Source organism: Flagellimonas sp., from assembly GCF_965215805.1.
In the GTDB taxonomy this organism is placed as follows: Bacteria; Bacteroidota; Bacteroidia; order Flavobacteriales; family Flavobacteriaceae; genus Flagellimonas.
The window spans coordinates 696,032-714,409 of record NZ_OZ244124.1; the positions used below are offsets into that span (position 1 = coordinate 696,032).

Here is an 18,378-nt window from a genome sequence, read left to right on the forward strand (position 1 = left end):
GCTAAAAAAAGCGCATATTTCGGTAAAAAATAAAAATAGTATATTAGCTATAGGATTGCATAAACTTCCAAATCTTCTAGGGAAAATTGCGAATTGACTAATTAAAAGATAAAAGCTTTACTAAACTCGCAAAATCCTAAAGTTATTAACACGAAACCGTTTTCGTTGCGAATCATACTCTAGCTAACTACGGATTAACTTTATTTTTATATATGTTTAACAATTGAATTGAAATTAACTAAACTTAAAATTAATTATTTATGAAGATTACGCTACTAAAAAGCATTTTGCTTTCTGGGGCATTTTTATGCTTTGGATTGGCAAAAGCTCAGACGGTATCTGGTACTGTTACGGATGTAAACGGTCCATTACCGGGAGCAAGTGTTCTTGTAAAAGGCACTACCAATGGTACGCAGACCGATTTTGATGGTAATTATACCCTTAGTGGTATTGACGATTCTTCAGTGTTGGTGTTCAGCTATATTGGCTACACGACACAAGAAATTACCGTAAATGGACAGACTACCATTAATGTTACGCTTCAAGAAGATGCCCAGGCATTGGATGAAGTTGTGATCATTGGTTATGGTACCACTACGGTAAAAGATGCAACGGGTGCTGTGGCATCAGTTACCGCTGAGGACTTCAACGGAGGTGTAATTTCATCTCCTGAACAGTTGATTCAGGGTAAGACCGCGGGTGTTCAGATTACGCAGACCAGTGGTGAACCGGGAGCAGGAGTTGAATTCCGTATTCGGGGTACAAACTCTGTGCGTTCCAACAACAATCCACTTTTTGTAGTTGATGGTGTTCCACTTGCTGGAGATGATACCTCTGCACAAGGACAGGGAAGTTTAGGTTTGGGGTCCAGTGCGGCCAAAAACCCGTTGAACTTCTTGAACCCGTCTGATATTGAGAGTATCAGTATTTTGAAGGATGCTTCTGCAACAGCAATCTACGGTTCCAGGGGTGCTAATGGGGTTGTAATTATTACCACTAAGAGTGGTAAGGCTGGATCTGATGGTGTATTCGAGTTTTCTTCAAGCCTTAGTTTCTCCAAGCCTGCCAACGAGTACGACTTGTTGAATCGCGAACAATTTCTTGCTGGTGTTGCACAATTCGGCGGAGTTGCAGCGGATCAAGATTTTGGTGCTAACACAGATTGGCAAGATATTGTGACTAGAAACGCTACTTCGCACAACCAAAACCTTTCTTGGTCCAAAAACTATGGCAAGGGTAATATCCGTGCTACTTTTGGTTACCAAGATCAGTTTGGTGTAATCGAAGAATCTTCTTTGGAAAGAATTACAGGAAGAGCCAACTGGACACATCGCTTTTTAGATGACAAGCTTAGACTTAATGTACAAGCCACTGTTTCCCGTGTAAATGATGAATCACCACCCATTTCCGGTAGTGCTGGATTTAACGGGGATTTATTGGGTGCTGCATATTCTGCCAACCCAACTTGGCCAACCGATGTTGATTTTGCCCCAGGTGGAGGTCTTTTAAGCCCTTCCAACTTGTTGCATGTAACTCAAAGTACAGCCTTTACCAACAGATTCTTGGCCAACGTTTCCTTGGAATATGACTTTACTCCGGAGCTAACTGGTAAGGTTACTTATGGTTATGACACTTCTGAGTCCACTAGAAAATCCGGAATTAGCCGTGATGTAGTTGGTTTGTCCAACGGTACAAGTGGTAATGGTCGTGCCGCAGTAAACGATATCAATGTGGCCAACAACCTTTTGGAAGCAACATTGTCTTATAAGAAGGAATTGGAAAATTCTTTCCTTGATGTTCTTGTTGGTTTCTCATATCAAGATTTTGGTAGAGATGGAAGAAACATCCAAGGTTGGGGATTCAATACTTCCAATCTTGACCGTATGGGAGATGATTTGGAAAGATCTGCCAATACCATTGAAGCTAACATTAGTGGAAGATATCAGCAGTACGGTATTGGGACTGGACAAAGTGAGATATTTATAAATCGACTTTTCCCCTCGCCTGTAACTGACAACATTTCTTCTGTGCTAATCGATGTGCGTTCCATTTTTACGGACACTTTCGATTTTACGGATGAGCTACAGTCTTTCTTTGGTAGGGTAAACTACAGCATTGCAGACAAGTATTTGTTTACAGGTACGATAAGGGCTGATGGTTCTTCCCGTTTTGGTCCGGATAATCAGTATGGTTACTTCCCTTCCGGTGCATTTGCATGGAAGTTACATGAAGAGGACTTTATGGGTGATACGTTCTCAACACTTAAGCTTAGACTTAGTGGAGGTATCACTGGTAACCAAGAAGGTCTAGGGTATGGTAACTTCGTTCGTAGAGAGCGTTATACAACCAACCCTGCCGGTGATATTCAGAATGGTGGTGAAATTGCTATTCCAGGTACCCAAGCAGTGTCCTTCGTAAATAACCAACTAAAGTGGGAAGAAACACTTTCCTATGGTGTTGGTCTTGATTTTGGATTTAACAACGATAGGCTTTCAGGAACTATTGATGTGTATCGCAAGGAAACAACAGATCTTCTGTTAAGTGTTCCAGCTGCGCAGCCATCTCCTCAGCCTTTCTTCTTCCAAAACTTGGATGCAACTGTATTGAACCAAGGGGTTGAATTCTCAATTGCCTATGATTTTGCGCAATCTGAGGACTTCAACTTGAGTACTTCCTTCAATATTTCTTACAACGAAAATGAGTTGCAGGATTTTGGAGGTCAAATTCCAGCAGGTACCATTAGAGGTCAGGGACTTTCTTTGGCATTTGCCCAGATTTTGGCTGGAGACCAGCCACTATTTTCCTATTTCCTAAGAGAGTTTGGAGGATTTGATAGCAATGGTCAGCCTATTGGTGATGTTCAAACCTTTGTTGGTGAGGACGCACTTCCAGATGTGATTGCCGGTTTCTCCTTGAATACCTCTTATAAGAACTGGGATTTCTCAGCCTTCTTCACAGGTCAGTTTGGATTCTCTGTGTATAACAACACGGCCAACGCATTCTTTACTGCTGGTTCCATTGCCAACGCAAGAAACGTTACTCCTAACGTTTTGACAAGTGGAGAAGCAGGTAATGCTGCCGCCGAGGTATCTACTAGATTTTTGGAAAAAGGTGATTTTGTACGTTTCCAAAACGCATCCTTAGGGTACAATGTGCCTCTTAGTGGTAACGGAGCTATTAAAAGCCTAAGGTTGTCTTTAACAGGACAAAACTTGTTCTTGATTACAGATTACTCAGGCTTGGATCCAGAGGTAAGTGTATCACCAGCAAACAATGGACTGGATTTATTGAACGGTCTTCCAACTGCTGGTATAGATTTGACGGCATTCCCAAGACCAAGAACATTTACTTTTGGTGTTAATGCCACCTTTTAATTAAAAAAAATTGAATAATGATGAAAAGAAATCAATTAAAATTATGGCTATTATCCACATTCTGTGTGGTGTTTGCGATTTCGTGTACCGATCTCGAAATTGAAGAAACCGACTCAATCATTGATGAGTCTACGGCCACCGGAGGCATCTTTAATGGTGTTGAAGACCCAGCTGCATCCGTTGACAACCTTTTCAACGGTATGAACAGATTGGGAGATCAAGCTAACTTCTATGCATTGCAGGAAGTAGCTACGGATGAGCAACTGGTTCCTACCAGAGGTACGGACTGGGGTGATAATGGTATTTGGAGAACCCTCCATGCCCATACTTGGTCACCCGGTCACCAATATATCCTTAACGTATGGAACAACTGGAACCAGACTATTTTCCTTGCTTCTGAGGTAATAGATTCAAGAAGTAGTTCTTCTGCTGAGCAGGTTGCCCAAGCAAGCTTTGTAAGAGCTTTTGGGATGTGGGTTATTATGGATATGTACGGACAAGTTCCTTTCAGACAACCGGATGAAGGACCTGAAGTTAATCCAGTTATCCTATCCAGAACTGAAGCGTACGATTTTATTTTGAACGATTTGGATGTTGCCATTGCAGGTCTTCCAAGTGTGGCAGCCAATGATGTTGCCAATCAAAGTAGAGGAACCAAGGCAGCTGCCCGTTTCTTAAAAGCTAGGGTGCTATTGAACTCTGGTGTTTACAGTGGATCTGGAGCTCCAGATGCTTCTGCGCTTAACGAAGTTGTTTCCCTTGTTGATGCCATTGCGGCTGAAGGCTATGCCTTGCAAGATGGTTATTTTGATATTTTCAAGGAAGATGCGGATTCCGAAACTATTTTCTGGTTGCCAACATCTGTAGGTAACAGAATCTGGAACGGGGCTCACTACAACACTGTTGCTCCTGATAACACAGGTGGTGGTTGGAATGGATTTAGCACTTTAGCTGAATTCTACGATATGTTTGAAGGTAATCCAACTACCAATAATGTTGGAGATGGCCAAGAAGAACGTAGAGGTTGGGTGCCAGATGCATCCAATGCTGATGAAACCAATTTAGGTTTCGCATACGGATTCTTTATTGGACAAGCTTACGATGCCGAAGGAAACGCACTTAACGATCGTCCTGGTAATCCATTGGTGTTTACCAAGGAATTGCCTGGATTGGTAGGTAACAATGAGCGTACTGGTGTACGTATCATCAAGTACCATCCGGTTAACGGTTCTTTTACCAACCACGAGATCATCTTCAGATATGCTGATGCCCATTTGATGAAAGCGGAAGCGATCATGAGAGGTGCTGGTGGCGGTGACGCTACTGCATTGGTCAATGAGCTTCGTGCCTTAAGGGGAGCTACTCCACTAGGTTCAGTTACCGAGGCCGATATGTTGGCTGAAAGAGGTAGAGAGCTTTATGTTGAGGCTATCCGTAGAACCGATATGATTCGTTTTGGACAGTTTACCAGAGATTGGGAGTTCAAAAATGCAGAATCTGTTGGGGATGATAACAAAAACTTATTCCCAATACCAACCAATGCCTTGCTTTCCAATCCAAATTTGGTGCAGAATCCAGGGTATTAACAATCCAAGTTTAAGTTTATCTTATAGTTTAAAGGCTGCCCGCGGGCAGCCTTTTTCTATTTCTCCTTTTCGCTGGTAAAGCACCAGCATCCTCATCAATATTAATTGGATTAATTTTTGAACGGTTAACCCTCCCGGTTTTTTTACAAGAGGTACGTAGTATTTAAGTGTGAAAAAAAGCGTGTAGAAGATGAATGCTATTGGAATCTAAAACGATTTCACCATTATCCCTAGCGAGCTTAATCAGCTGATTCAACCAAGTTTAATACAAAACTCAGCTTGCTCGTTCAATACATGGAAGACCTTTCACCAAAAACAATCGGCAAAAGGTCTGTTATAATTTATTTAGCAAAGTAAATATAGATTCCCACCACAATCACACAAATGGCCAATCCAACTTGCTTCACATGTCGGTAAGGTGTAATCTCCACTTGCTTTGTATATTCTTGAACGAAGGCTTCTTTCCTTGGATAGAATTTACCGATCAACAGCATTATACCAGCATTCAACAAGAAAAGAATGGCCATAACATGCAAATAATGGGGATACGCATCGGCTTCCACCAACCGTAGGGCCGCTTCATCCGTAATCCCAGAAGCTTTTGCAGCTTCCAATGCGTTGTCCACCAATTTGGGCCCAACAATGAACTGACTGATGATATAAAGACCAGACCCCAAGAATATGGCAATTTTAGCCGCAATAGCAGGAACTCTTTTGGTCAAGTAACCCACCACAATGATGGTCAAAATAGGAATGTTGTAGATTCCATTGATTTCCTGTAAATAATTAAATAAACTTCCAGCATTGGCAATCAAGGGCGCTATAAACATGGCAGCCAAGGCCAAACAAACCCCAAAAACTTTCCCGTACTTCACTACCGTGGACTCGGAAGCCTCTTTATTGATATGCTGCTTGTATATATCAATCCCAAATAAAGTTACCGAACTGTTCAAGACGCTATTGAACGAACTTAAAATGGCGCCAAAAAGCACTGCAGCAAAAAATCCAACCAAATATTTGGGCAGTACTGCCCCTACCAAGGCTGGATAGGCAATATCACTGGATTCCAAGCTTCCATCAAAATAATGGAAGGCAATCATCCCTGGAAGAACCAGGATAAGTGGACCCAAAATCTTCAAAAACGAGGCAAGCAGTAACCCTTTTTGTCCCTCGGCCAAATTCTTTGCTCCCAAAGCCCGTTGTATAATTTGCTGGTTGGTACCCCAATAGAATAGCTGCACCAACATCATTCCCGTAAAAATGGTAGAAAATGGAACTTCCTGCCCGTGCTCTCCTGTAGAATCAAAGCGTTCAGGGTTTGCGGTCATAAGTTCATCCAAACCTTGAAAAACGCTTCCGTCCCCAATGGCCATCAATCCGAAAATGGGAATCAAAATCCCCCCAATCATTAATCCAATAGCATTGATACTATCTGAGACCGCTACAGCTTTTAGCCCTCCAAATACCGCATAAATTGAACCAATGACCCCAATGCCCCAGATGCAAATAATCAAAGCTGTGGTATCGGAGACATTCAACATTTCTGGAACATTGAACATTCCGCTAATCGCCACCGACCCTGAATACAGTATTACCGGTAGCAAAACCACCACATAACCTGTCAAAAATAATCCTGAAGTAATGGTCTTTGTGGCCACATCGAAACGATCCGCCAAAAACTGGGGAACCGTAGTAAGTCCACCTTTTAGATATCTGGGCAACAAAAAAATTGCAGCAACAACCATGGCAATCGCTGCCAATGTTTCCCATGCCATAACCGACAATCCATCTTTATAGGCACTCCCGTTCAATCCAACAATCTGCTCCGTGGAAAGATTGGTCAATAATAGCGATCCAGCAATGACGCCTGCTGTTAAACTTCGTCCTCCTAAAAAATAGCCATCGGATGAGGTTTCATCAGTTGAGCGCGTTGCCAAATAAGCAATGATTCCTACGAGTAACGTAAAGCCTAAAAAAGATAAAATTCCTACCATTACAATATCTTGGTTTGTTAGTAATCCTTAAATATATTGGATTATTTGTCAATACAATAGCCCTCCAATTAAGATTCTTATCAACCGCAAACGTTTTCGCCTTAATTCCACAAAATATTAACTATTGTTACTTCTCTAATTGTCATTGGATTGGTTATCTTACCCGACCTATTATAATTGATGGATGAAGGGGATTTACGGCCTTTTTGTTGGTTCTTTTTTATTGATTCTTAGTTGCGCGGAAAACAAGTCGGAAACCCTGTTTCTAAAAAGGGGTTCCGAACATACAGGTGTTACCTTTAAGAATAGCTTAAAGGAATCTCCCAACCTCAATATCCTAAACTATCTCTACTACTACAATGGCGCGGGCATAGCGGCTGCAGACTTTAACGGAGACGGTCTTGTTGACCTGTACTTTACGGCAAATCAATCTGAAGACCAACTATACCTCAACAAAGGAGGGTTACGCTTTGAAAACATCAATCAAGTTTCTGGAATTGACAACGCTACGGGTTGGACCACCGGCGTTACCAGTGTTGATGTTAATGGTGACGGTCTTTTGGATATTTATGTTTGCAAAGTGGGCAACTATCATATTTTGGAAGGACGTAATCTACTCTATGTCAACCAAGGAAATGATGCAAATGGAGTGCCTGTTTTCAAGGAAGAGGCACAAAAGTACAATCTTGATTTTTCAGGCTTTTCAACCCACTCCGCTTTTTTTGACTACGATTTGGATGGGGACCTTGACATGTACCTACTAAATCATTCCGTGTATCCCAACAGAGCCTACGGGCGGGGATCTCAACGCAAGCTAGCGGATTCCCTTTCTGGAGATAGATTGTATGAAAATACAGGTGAGCGTTTTGTGGATGTCAGTGCCCAAGGGGGAATCTTTCAAGGTAAAAGCGGTTATGGATTGGGTCTGTCCATCAGTGACGTGAACAACGATGGTTATCCTGACATTTATGTTGGAAACGATTTTTTCGAGAACGATTATCTCTATATCAACCAGCAAAATGGCACCTTCGAAGAATTGATCTCATCCGACAATGAAAAATTGGGCCATACCACCCATTTTTCCATGGGCAATGATATAGCGGATATCAACAATGATGGGTTTGCCGATATTTTGTCATTGGACATGCTTCCAGAAAACTTGAAAACGTACAAGACTTCTGGCTTGGAATACAGCTACCCTATTTACCAGCAGTATCTTAAAAATGGTTACGCACCCCAATACATGCAGAACACCCTGCATCTTAATTTGGGGAACTCAAATTTTGCAGAGATTGGGAATTTAAGTGGCCTGTCTGCAACAGAATGGTCATGGGGAGCTCTTTTGGCCGATTTTGACAATGACGGGCTAAAAGATGTTTTTGTTTCCAATGGCATAAAAGGGGCTACCAACGATATGGATTTCATCAATTTCATGTCCAACGAAAGTATCCAAAGGCGTATTGACCAAGGAATGTTACAGTCCGACATGCCCTTGATTGAGGAAATACCCGTGAAGAAAATCCCCAACTATATTTTTCAAAATCGTGGGGAAGCCCAGTTTGAAAATAGGACCAAAAATTGGATTGGGCTTGAGCCTTCCTTCAGCAATGGAAGCATTTATGCGGATTTGGATAATGATGGGGATTTGGATTTAGTGGTCAACAATGTGGATGAAGAGGCTTTTGTTCTTGAAAACACCAGTCCGCCAAGCAACCATTTGACTTTGGAATTGGATGCAGGGCCAAAAAACAAGTTCGGTTTGGGAACCAAGATTATAGCCTTTTCTAAATCCCAGATTGTTACCCAGGAAAATTTCATCTCCAAAGGATATTTGTCTTCCGTTCCCCCTCGCGTGCATCTAGGTTTGGGCAAAGATTCCGTGATAGATTCCCTTCACGTTATTTGGCCAGGTGGGGTTTATGAAACCCTCTACAATGTATCCGTTCCCAGCCAAATCACAGTGACAAAAAACGATTCAGTTGCCAATTACTATGACTCCATATCACAAGTTAAGCAACCTTTATTCAAACCATTGGATTCCCTGATTGACTTTGTCCATAGGGAAACAACTTCGTTGGATTTTGACAAGGAACCCCTTGTTCCTTTCGCAAACTCTAATGAAGGCCCTGAGCTAGCCGTTACTGATGTCAATCTGGACGGATTGCAAGATTTTTTCATTAGCGGTGCCAAAAAACAGGCCTCTGCGCTATACATTCAAGATGAAAGCGGAAGTTTCAAGTCGCACCAACCAGAACTTTTTACAGCACACGCCAATAATGAAGATACCTCCCACACCTTTCTAAATGCCAATGATGATGCTTATCCCGACCTGCTTGTGGTAAGTGGAGGCAACGAATATAAAAGCGGGGTGCCGCTTCAGCCAAGACTGTACCTTAACGCTGAGGGAAGATTTCATTTGGATCATGTGCTTTTGCCTTTGATAGAAACCAATGCGTCCAAAGTAATCGCCGAGGATTTTGATGGGGACGGCATGGAAGAAGTTGTTATCGTTTCTGACCAAGTACCCTCTGAATACGGTAAAACTCCCAAGCAGTTTTTTCTAAAACGTGACGAAACAGGAAATTTCAAGGAAGTTACTCCCGAAATCATTCCTGAACTGGAGCATTTAGGGAACATCAAGGACATATTTGCCGCTGATGTTGATGCCAATGGATATTTAGATCTTGTGGCAATAGGTCACTGGATGCCCGTTTCCATTTTCTTAAACAATGGAAGTACATTCACTTTGCAAAAAAACAACGGTTTAGAAAACACCCACGGCTGGTGGAATGTGGTCAAGGCGGAGGATCTGGACAATGATGGGGATTTGGATTTGGTCTGTGGCAACTGGGGACTTAACAGCAAGCTTAAGGCCAGTCGAGACAAACCCATTACCTTGTACACCAATGATTTTGACAAGAATGGCAGCATCGAACCCATTGTGACCTATTATCATCAGGACACCGAAACCCCATTTGCATCCAAAGATGAATTGGTAAAGCAAATGCCTTTTTTGAACAAGGAATTTTTACTCTACGAATCTTTTGCCAATGCTTCCATCGAGGATTTGTTCGGGAAAGACAGACTCGATGAAGCTGGAAACAAGCAAGTGTATGAACTGGCCAGTTGTTATTTTATAAATGACGGAAATGGACAGTTTACCAAAAAGGAATTTCCAAGTTTGGCACAATCCTCCGCCATTTACGATATTGGGCTGGAAGATGTGACCGGAAATGGACGAAAAGAGTTGATCATCTTGGGCAACAACTATGAAATAAGTACCCAATTGGGAAGATTGGATGCCTTTCATGGACTAATTTTGCAGCAAGGTCAAGATGGAAATTTTGAATACGTAAAACAAAGTGGCTTTAATGTTTCTGGAGCTGCTAGAACGATGAAAAAAATCACCATGGGTACGGACTCGATTTTTATCATCGGAAGAAATAATGACACACCCATATTTTTGGCTAAAAAATAATTATGATGAAGATGAAAGCGCATGTGTTTAAAGTGGCTTGTATGGCTATATTGACAATTTCATGTACCTCCAAGGAAGAAACAGACTCTAAGGAAACAGAACCTCTGTTTACCTTGCTTCCTTCGGCGGAAACTGGATTGAATTTTGTGAACAAGGTTGAGAACCAAAAGAACTTCAACATATTCAAATACAGGAATTTTTATAACGGTGGTGGTGTTGCCATTGGCGATATCAACAATGATGGGCTGCCGGATATTTACCTAACGGGCAATATGGTTCCCAACCGTTTATACCTGAACAAGGGCAATCTAAAATTCGAGGATATTTCCGAGACTGCCGGTATTATGGGTAATAAACCCTGGTCAACGGGAGTGGTCATGGTTGATATCAATCAGGATGGTTTGCTGGATATCTATGTGAGCAATGCGGGAAATCTTGAGGGAAACAACCACGATAATGACCTGTATATCAATAACGGGGATTTGACCTTCACGGAAAAAGCCCATGAATACAATTTGGCCAAAACCGGATTTACCACCCATGCTTCTTTCTTTGATTACGATAAGGACGGAGATCTTGATGCTTACATTCTCAATAACAGCAACATCCCCGTTAGCAGTTTGGGCTATGCGGAACAAAGAGAGACACGAGCACAAGATTGGGAAGGTGTACCTCATATTTTCAGAGGTGTAGGCGACATGCTCCTTCGGAACGACAATGGAAAATATGTGGATGTAAGCGAAGATGCGGGCATCTATGGTAGCCTGATAGGATTTGGGCTGGGTGTACTGGTCACAGATTTCAACAACGACCTCTATCCCGATATTTACGTCTCCAACGATTTTTATGAGCGGGATTACCTGTACATCAACCAAAAAGATGGAACCTTTACCGAAGAAATAAAGGACTGGACTTCCCATTTGAGCTTGTCCGCCATGGGGATTGACATTGCCGATATCAATAATGATGGTCACAATGACATATTTATTACGGATATGCTTCCAGAGCCTGAAGAAAGGGTGAAATCCGTAATGGAATTTGAGGGCTACAACATTTTTGAGTTAAAACAGAGCAAGGACTTCTTTCAGCAGTACATTCAAAACACCCTGCAACTCAACAACGGGGATGGCACCTTTTCTGAGGTAGCCTACTATAGCGGGGTTGATGCCACGGATTGGAGCTGGGCAGGGCTTATGTTTGACATGGACAATGACGGTCTCAAGGATATTTTTGTTACCAATGGGATAAACCATGACCTTACGGATTTGGATTTTGTGGACTTCTTTGCCAATGAGATTATCCAAAAAATGGCCTTGACCGGAAGAAAGGAATCCATTGATTCTATCATCAACAAAATGCCAATTAAGCCCCAACCCAACTATGCCTATAAAAACAATGGGGATATCACCTTTAAAAATGCCAATAAGGAATGGGGGTTTGAACTACCCACAAGATCCAACGGGGCGGCTTATGGGGATTTGGACAATGACGGGGATTTGGATATGGTCATTAACAATGTGAACACGGAGGCATTTATCTACCGTAACAACGCAGACTCACAACTGGATCACAATTATATCCAGCTGAAGTTCAAGGGGCCTGCCAGCAATCCGTTTGGGGTTGGAACCTTGGCTAAATTCTATTTTGATGGAAACATCATCAACCAAGAACTTATTCCATCCAGAGGTTTTCAATCTTCCATGGATTATACCATGACTCTGGGCCTTGGGAAATCGGAGAATCTGGATTCCATCAGAATTGTATGGCCGGATGAGCAAACCCAACTCTTGGAAAACGTCGCGCCCAATCAGGTAGTTTCCTTGGATCATGCCGAGGCCACTACGCAATATGTCATTCCAAAAATAGCCGCCAAACCTACCTTTATCAGTGAATTGGAGACCAGTAACTTGATGGCCCACCAAGAAGACCATTACAATGATTTTGATTACGAGGGACTAATCTATAAGAAGCTGTCCCAAGAAGGCCCGTCCCTTGCTGTTGGCGATGTAAATGGTGATGGCAATGAGGATTTCTTTATTGGTGGTGCCCATAACCAAGCTGGGGTTGTCTACCTACACCAAGGTCAGGGCAAAGCGGTTCCAAAAAATTCCCCTGTCTTTGAAAAAGACAAAATATATGAAGATGTAGCCGCTGCTTTCTTTGATGCCGATGGTGATGGCGACTTGGATCTAATGGTAGGCTCAGGAGGTAACAGGGTAGGTGTTGAGAGAAACTATAAACCCAGGCTTTACATCAACGATGGTACTGGGAATTTTTCAAAATCTGAACGTGATCTTCCCTCCACTTTTAAGAACATTGCCACCATTGCCCCCTCCGATTTTGATGGGGACGGGGACAATGATGTATTTGTTGGTTCCCGAAGTGTGGTTGGGGTCTATGGAATCTCTCCAGACCACCTATTCCTTGAAAATAAGGGCGATGGAGTTTTTGAGGACAGCACGGAACGTTTTGCTTATGATTTGAACAACGCTGGCATGATCACCGATGCCAAATGGGTCGATATAAATGGGGATAATAAAAAGGATTTGGTGGTTACCACGGAATGGGATGCGCCCAAAGTCTATAAGAACACGGGTAGGAAGCTTACCCAGATGAGCTCTTCTTTGGATAGTCTTTATGGTTGGTGGAACACGGTGGAAGCCGCAGATTTGGACAAGGACGGGGATTTAGACCTCATTTTGGGCAATCAAGGCCTTAATGTTCATTACAAACCCCTATCCGAAGAGCAACCGATGAAAATCTGGATCAACGATTTTGACAACAATGGAACTATAGAGCAAATCGTTACCCAAAATTACAATGGTGGCGATTACCCCATTCATCAAAAAAGGGAGTTGACCGAGCAGCTGGTTTCTTTAAAGAAGGAGAACCTTAAAGCTTCGGACTATGCTTCCAGAACCATCACTGAGCTGTTTCCGAAGGAAATTCTGGACAAGTCCATTGTAAAACAGGTTACTACTTCTGCCTCAGTTATTGCCATTAATGACGGAGATGGCAAGTTCACCATCCAACAATTGCCGCCAAGAGCCCAACTATCGTGCATTTGCGATATTACCTGTACGGATGTTAACAACGATGGACATTTGGATTTGGTCATGGCAGGTAACAATTTTGAGTTTAAGCCCCAATTTTCAAGGTTGGATGCCAGCTATGGAAACCTGCTCCTCGGCGACGGGAAATTAGGGTATGAATGGCTTAACTACGACGAAAGTGGCTTTAAAATCAAAGAAGAGGTCAAATACCTCAAACCACTAAAAGATGCTCAAGGCAGAAGATACTTGGTGGCCGCAATCAATAACGAGAAACCCAAGATATTCGCTATCAATGAATAGAATTCTATTACCCTTTTTTGGGGCTTTGTTGTTGGCAGGTTGTGGAAATGAAGGAAGCCTTTTCAAAAATCCTGACCCCAAAGATTTGGGGATTACCTTTTCCAATACCATACAGGAGTCGGAAAACCTGAGTATTCTGGATTACCTCTACTTCTATAACGGGGGTGGGGTTTCCATTGGGGATATCAACAACGATGACCTGCCTGACGTTTTCTTTTCTGGAAACCAAGTCAAGAATAAACTCTATTTGAACAAGGGAAACCTAGAGTTTGAGGATATCTCTGAACGTGCGGGGATTGAAGGAAACAGCAGTTGGAACACGGGCACGGTAATGGGTGACGTGAATGGGGATGGCCTTTTGGATATCTACGTATGTGCCGTGGTGGGCATCAATGGTTTTGACGGATACAACGAGCTTTATATCAACAACGGGGACAATACTTTTACCGAAAGTGCCGAAAAATATGGGCTTGACTTTGACACTTATAGCTCCAATGCCGCTTTTTTGGATTACGACCTGGACGGGGATTTAGATCTATATCTGCTCAATCATGCCGTGCATACCCAAAACTCATATGGGAAACATGAGCTTCGGTATGATCGCAATTACCAAACTGGGGACAAACTGCTGAGAAATGACGACGGTCTATTTGTGGATGTCAGTGAAGAAGCTGGGATTTTTGGTGGCGTCAATGGATATGGTCTAGGTTTGGCCATTTCCGATTTTAATCTGGATGGCTATCCCGATATCTATGTGGGCAACGATTTTCATGAGGACGATTACTATTATTTGAACAATGGGGACGGCACCTTTACCGAAAGTCTAAAGCAGTTTTTTGGCCATACCAGCCGATTTTCCATGGGTAATGATGTGGCAGATATCAACGGGGATGGACGGCCAGACCTGATTTCCTTGGATATGCTGCCAGAAGATGAGGTGGCACTTAAATCCTCTGAAGGTGATGACAATATCCAAACCCAGAAGTTGCGCATAGAACGGTATGGTTACCATTATCAGTTTACACGAAACATGCTGTATGTGAACCAACCGGATGGCAACTATGCTGAGACTGCCCTCCTTAGCGGGGTAGCGGCAACAGACTGGAGCTGGAGCGCACTCTTTGGAGACTATGATATGGACGGATTTCAAGATCTCTTTGTTTCCAATGGAATTCCAAAGAGGCCGAATGACCTGGATTTTATCAAGTTCGTTTCCAGCGAACAGATCCAACAAAAAATGGACAATACCAAGCTCGTGGATCAGGAAGCCCTGGAACTTATGCCCTCTGGAAACGTAAATAATTACATTTTTAAAGGTAACCCAGACATTACTTTTGAGAATATGGCTGGGGATTGGATTACCAAAGATACGCTAATGTCAGGGGCTACCGCAATGGGAGACTTGGATGGGGACGGCGATTTAGATCTTATTTCCAACAACATCAATGGCCCAGTTTCCGTCTACATCAACAAACAGAATGCTGGTGCTAATTTTTTGAAGATAAAGCTGGACTACAAGGGAAAAAACACCAAAGGATTCGGAACCAAGGTGTACTCCTACCACAATGGAAAACTTCAGTACAAGGAGCTGTTTCCTTCGAGAGGATTCCAGGCTTCTTCCGAGCCCATTATCCACTTCGGATACGGCAAGGCGCAGCAAGTGGATTCCTTAAAAATAATTTGGCCGGATAGGACATACCAGATCATTGAGAAACCGAGCATCAACCAAACCTTGACCATCAGCCAAAAAAATAACAGACCTTTTGAATACGGTACGATTAAGACCAAGGCAAAACCACTTTTTACAAAAGTGCCGGGCAATTTGGGCTTGGATTTTACACACGTTGAAGATAATTACACCGATTTCAATCGTGAAAAATTGATTCCCTACCAAGTTTCCGATCGGGGGCCTGCTGTTGCCGTGGGCGATCTGGACAATGATGGCAATCAAGATATTTACTTTGGAGGTTCCAAATTTGCGTCAGCCCAGATTTTTGTTCAAAAGGACACCGCTTTTAGTAAAAAAAGCTTCGTAAGCATAGAAGCAGATTCCTTAATTGAAACCGTTTCTGCCCACATTGGTGATTTTAATAATGATCAAAAAAACGATTTGTTTTTGACTGCAGGAGGTGGAGACTTTTTTGGTAAATCAAACGCTTTGTTGGATGCCTTTTATATCCAGACCGATACCGCTTTTGCCCGTCAACAACTTCCAGAAATTTTTCAGAATTCGTCTGTGGTAGTTTCAAATGACTTTGACCAAGATGGGGATTTGGATGTTTTTGTTGGGGGACATACTATTACCTCCAAATTTGGGACAGAGCCCCGCTCCTATATTTTGGAAAACAAGGATGGTGGTTTTGATTTTTATCCTGGATTTGATGGAGAGGCATACAAGGGAATGGTAACCGACGCTCTTTGGGACGATTTTGACAAGGATGGCACTGTAGACCTTATCGTCATTGGGGAATGGATGTCTCCAAAATTCCTGAAGAACGAAAATGGCACATTCAAGGAAGTTGGAAATCTTGACCTGAATGGACTTTGGCAAAGCATCGCCGCTTTTGATATTGATGCTGACGGAGATATGGATTATATGTTGGGTAATTGGGGTGCCAACACCAAATTTAAAGCGTCCAAAGAATATCCCATGAAGCTTTTTGTCCACGATTTTGATGCGAACGGACAAACCGAAACCGTTACGGCTTTGGAAAAAAATGGCATATATTACCCTTTAGAGACCTTGGACGGATTGGCTTCCCAAATGGTATCTCTGAAAAAACGATTTACCAGCTATAAATCCTTTGCGGGCACCACCGTGGATGGGCTGTTTCCCAAAGAGCTTTTGGATAAGGCCCAGGTCTTGGAAGTTCATACTTTAGCCTCTGGCTATCTTAAAAATGAAAACGGAGTATTTAAATTCGTTCCTTTTGATGTGGAGCTTCAGCTGGCCCCTATAATGGACTTTGCAGTGGACGATTTTGACGGTGATGGCACCAATGAAGTGTTGGCCGGTGGAAACTATTTTGGTGTAAAACCCTATCACGGTCGATTGGATTCATTTCCAGGGGCTTTGATAAGTAACGAGGAGGAAGTAATTTTGGGGAATGAACTGGGATTGGATTTCAGCAAAAAATCCATTCGACATCTAAAAACACTAAGCTTAAACAACATAAAATATCTGTTGGCGGTCTTCAATGATGATAGAGCGCAAGTATACAGACTTAATAATTAACTTTGATACCATGAAAGGAAGATTTGGAGCACTACTATCCCTCACCTTGGTAATTTTCTCTTGTGCCAAAAAGGAGGAAGCCATAACAATATCACCAGAGGACTATCACAATTCAGTGGATAAGGTAACCGAAGTCATGATCCATGATATTTTCTCCCCCCCGGTGGCAAGTAGAATTTTTGCCTATCCCAATGTTGCAGCCTATGAGATTTTGGCCCAAAAATATGAGGATTATAAGTCCCTATCAGGTCAAGTCCGTGAATTTACAGACATCCCACAACCGCAGGATGCCTCTAACATCAATTATGAACTTTCAGCATTGATAGCCCATATGGACATGAGCAAAAGGTTGATTTTCTCGGAGGAAAAAATTGAGACCTACCAAGACAGCTTGTATGCTCTTTGGACCGACAAAAATGAGCGTGTTTTCAATGCGTCCAAAACCTACGGCTTACAAGTAGCCGATCACATTCAAGCGTGGATGGACAAAGACAATTATAAGCAGACTAGGACCATGCCCAAGTTCACCGTTAATTCAGATGATCCTTCGCGTTGGCAACCTACCCCGCCCGCATATATGAGTGGTATTGAGCCCCATTGGAACAAAATCCGTCCGTTTGTAATCGATTCTGCAGGACAGTTTAAGCCTGCGCCCCCTCCCCCTTTTTCCATGGAGGAAGGTTCTGATTTTTACAAAGAGGTAAAGGAGGTATATGACATCAGCCAAGAGATTACGGCCAAAGGAGATGATTCTGAGGAAGTGGCCATTGCCCAATTTTGGGATTGCAATCCCTATGTATCTGTTACAAGAGGACATTTGATGTTTGCCACAAAGAAAATCACTCCTGGTGCGCATTGGATCGGAATCACCAAAATAGCGACTCGTAAGACCAATTCGGACTTCGCCAAAACCGTTTATGCCTATACGCAAACATCCATTGCCATTGCAGATGCGTTCATTAGCTGTTGGGACGAAAAATACCGAAGTAATCTCATCCGTCCCGAGACACTGATCAATGAACACATTGATGATAGTTGGGAACCCGTTCTGCAAACCCCGCCGTTTCCAGAATATACTAGTGGACATAGCGTGGTCTCAGGAGCAGCAGCAGTAGCCTTAACCGACATTTTTGGGGACAACTTTGCCTTTGATGACGATACCGAAGTTCCTTATGGGTTACCTGTCCGTTCGTTCAATTCGTTCCGTGAGGCAGCCAACGAAGCCGCCATCAGCAGAATGTATGGAGGAATCCACTACCGAGCTGCTGTGGATGTTGGCGTAAAACAAGGTAGGGACTTGGGCAAATTCGTTGTTGACAATCTTAATATGAACTAACTCTTGTTCCCGTACAAGAGGA

General features: G+C 42.7%; 7 protein-coding genes. 6 read left to right on the forward strand and 1 reads right to left on the reverse strand.

Annotated features, from left to right (window positions below):
- The first annotated feature begins 260 nt into the window (after positions 1 to 260).
- Together ACOOE0_RS03130 and ACOOE0_RS03135 are read left to right on the forward strand one after the other, a co-directional pair.
- Positions 261 to 3,374: a SusC/RagA family TonB-linked outer membrane protein gene (locus ACOOE0_RS03130; RefSeq protein WP_420401019.1), complete on the forward strand. Its 3,114-nt coding sequence runs from the start codon at positions 261 to 263 to the stop codon at positions 3,372 to 3,374.
- A 17-nt stretch (positions 3,375 to 3,391) separates the two neighbouring features.
- On the forward strand, positions 3,392 to 4,960 hold the full coding sequence (locus ACOOE0_RS03135; protein WP_420401020.1) for a RagB/SusD family nutrient uptake outer membrane protein: 1,569 nt from the start codon (positions 3,392 to 3,394) through the stop codon (positions 4,958 to 4,960).
- A gap of 341 nt (positions 4,961 to 5,301) precedes the next feature.
- On the opposite strand, the gene ACOOE0_RS03140 is transcribed toward ACOOE0_RS03135, so the two are convergent.
- Positions 5,302 to 6,954 (reverse strand): solute:sodium symporter family transporter, encoded by a 1,653-nt coding sequence (locus ACOOE0_RS03140; RefSeq protein ID WP_420401021.1) that lies wholly within the window; start codon positions 6,952 to 6,954, stop codon positions 5,302 to 5,304.
- 184 nt (positions 6,955 to 7,138) lie between these two features.
- Between ACOOE0_RS03140 and ACOOE0_RS03145 the strand changes: the two genes are divergently transcribed.
- The 4 genes from ACOOE0_RS03145 to ACOOE0_RS03160 are packed head-to-tail and all read left to right on the forward strand — an operon-like array spanning position 7,139 to position 18,356.
- Positions 7,139 to 10,432: a VCBS repeat-containing protein gene (locus tag ACOOE0_RS03145; protein WP_420401022.1), complete on the forward strand. Its 3,294-nt coding sequence runs from the start codon at positions 7,139 to 7,141 to the stop codon at positions 10,430 to 10,432.
- 41 nt (positions 10,433 to 10,473) lie between these two features.
- Positions 10,474 to 13,785 (forward strand): FG-GAP-like repeat-containing protein, encoded by a 3,312-nt coding sequence (locus ACOOE0_RS03150; RefSeq protein WP_420401023.1) that lies wholly within the window; start codon positions 10,474 to 10,476, stop codon positions 13,783 to 13,785.
- Entirely contained in the window at positions 13,778 to 17,020 is a 3,243-nt protein-coding gene (locus tag ACOOE0_RS03155) for a VCBS repeat-containing protein (RefSeq protein ID WP_420401024.1), read from the forward strand. Before ACOOE0_RS03150 ends, ACOOE0_RS03155 begins: the two co-directional genes overlap by 8 nt.
- Before the next feature lie 10 nt (positions 17,021 to 17,030).
- On the forward strand, positions 17,031 to 18,356 hold the full coding sequence (locus ACOOE0_RS03160; protein ID WP_420401025.1) for a vanadium-dependent haloperoxidase: 1,326 nt from the start codon (positions 17,031 to 17,033) through the stop codon (positions 18,354 to 18,356).
- The last annotated feature ends 22 nt before the right edge of the window (positions 18,357 to 18,378 follow it).

Coding starts and splice junctions, on each gene's coding strand:
- ACOOE0_RS03130 (WP_420401019.1), top strand. CDS start 261: ATGAAGATTACGCTACTAAAAAGCATTTTGCTTTCTGGGGCATTTTTA.
- ACOOE0_RS03135 (WP_420401020.1), top strand. CDS start 3,392: ATGATGAAAAGAAATCAATTAAAATTATGGCTATTATCCACATTCTGT.
- ACOOE0_RS03140 (WP_420401021.1), bottom strand. CDS start 6,954: ATGGTAGGAATTTTATCTTTTTTAGGCTTTACGTTACTCGTAGGAATC.
- ACOOE0_RS03145 (WP_420401022.1), top strand. CDS start 7,139: ATGAAGGGGATTTACGGCCTTTTTGTTGGTTCTTTTTTATTGATTCTT.
- ACOOE0_RS03150 (WP_420401023.1), top strand. CDS start 10,474: ATGGCTATATTGACAATTTCATGTACCTCCAAGGAAGAAACAGACTCT.
- ACOOE0_RS03155 (WP_420401024.1), top strand. CDS start 13,778: ATGAATAGAATTCTATTACCCTTTTTTGGGGCTTTGTTGTTGGCAGGT.
- ACOOE0_RS03160 (WP_420401025.1), top strand. CDS start 17,031: ATGAAAGGAAGATTTGGAGCACTACTATCCCTCACCTTGGTAATTTTC.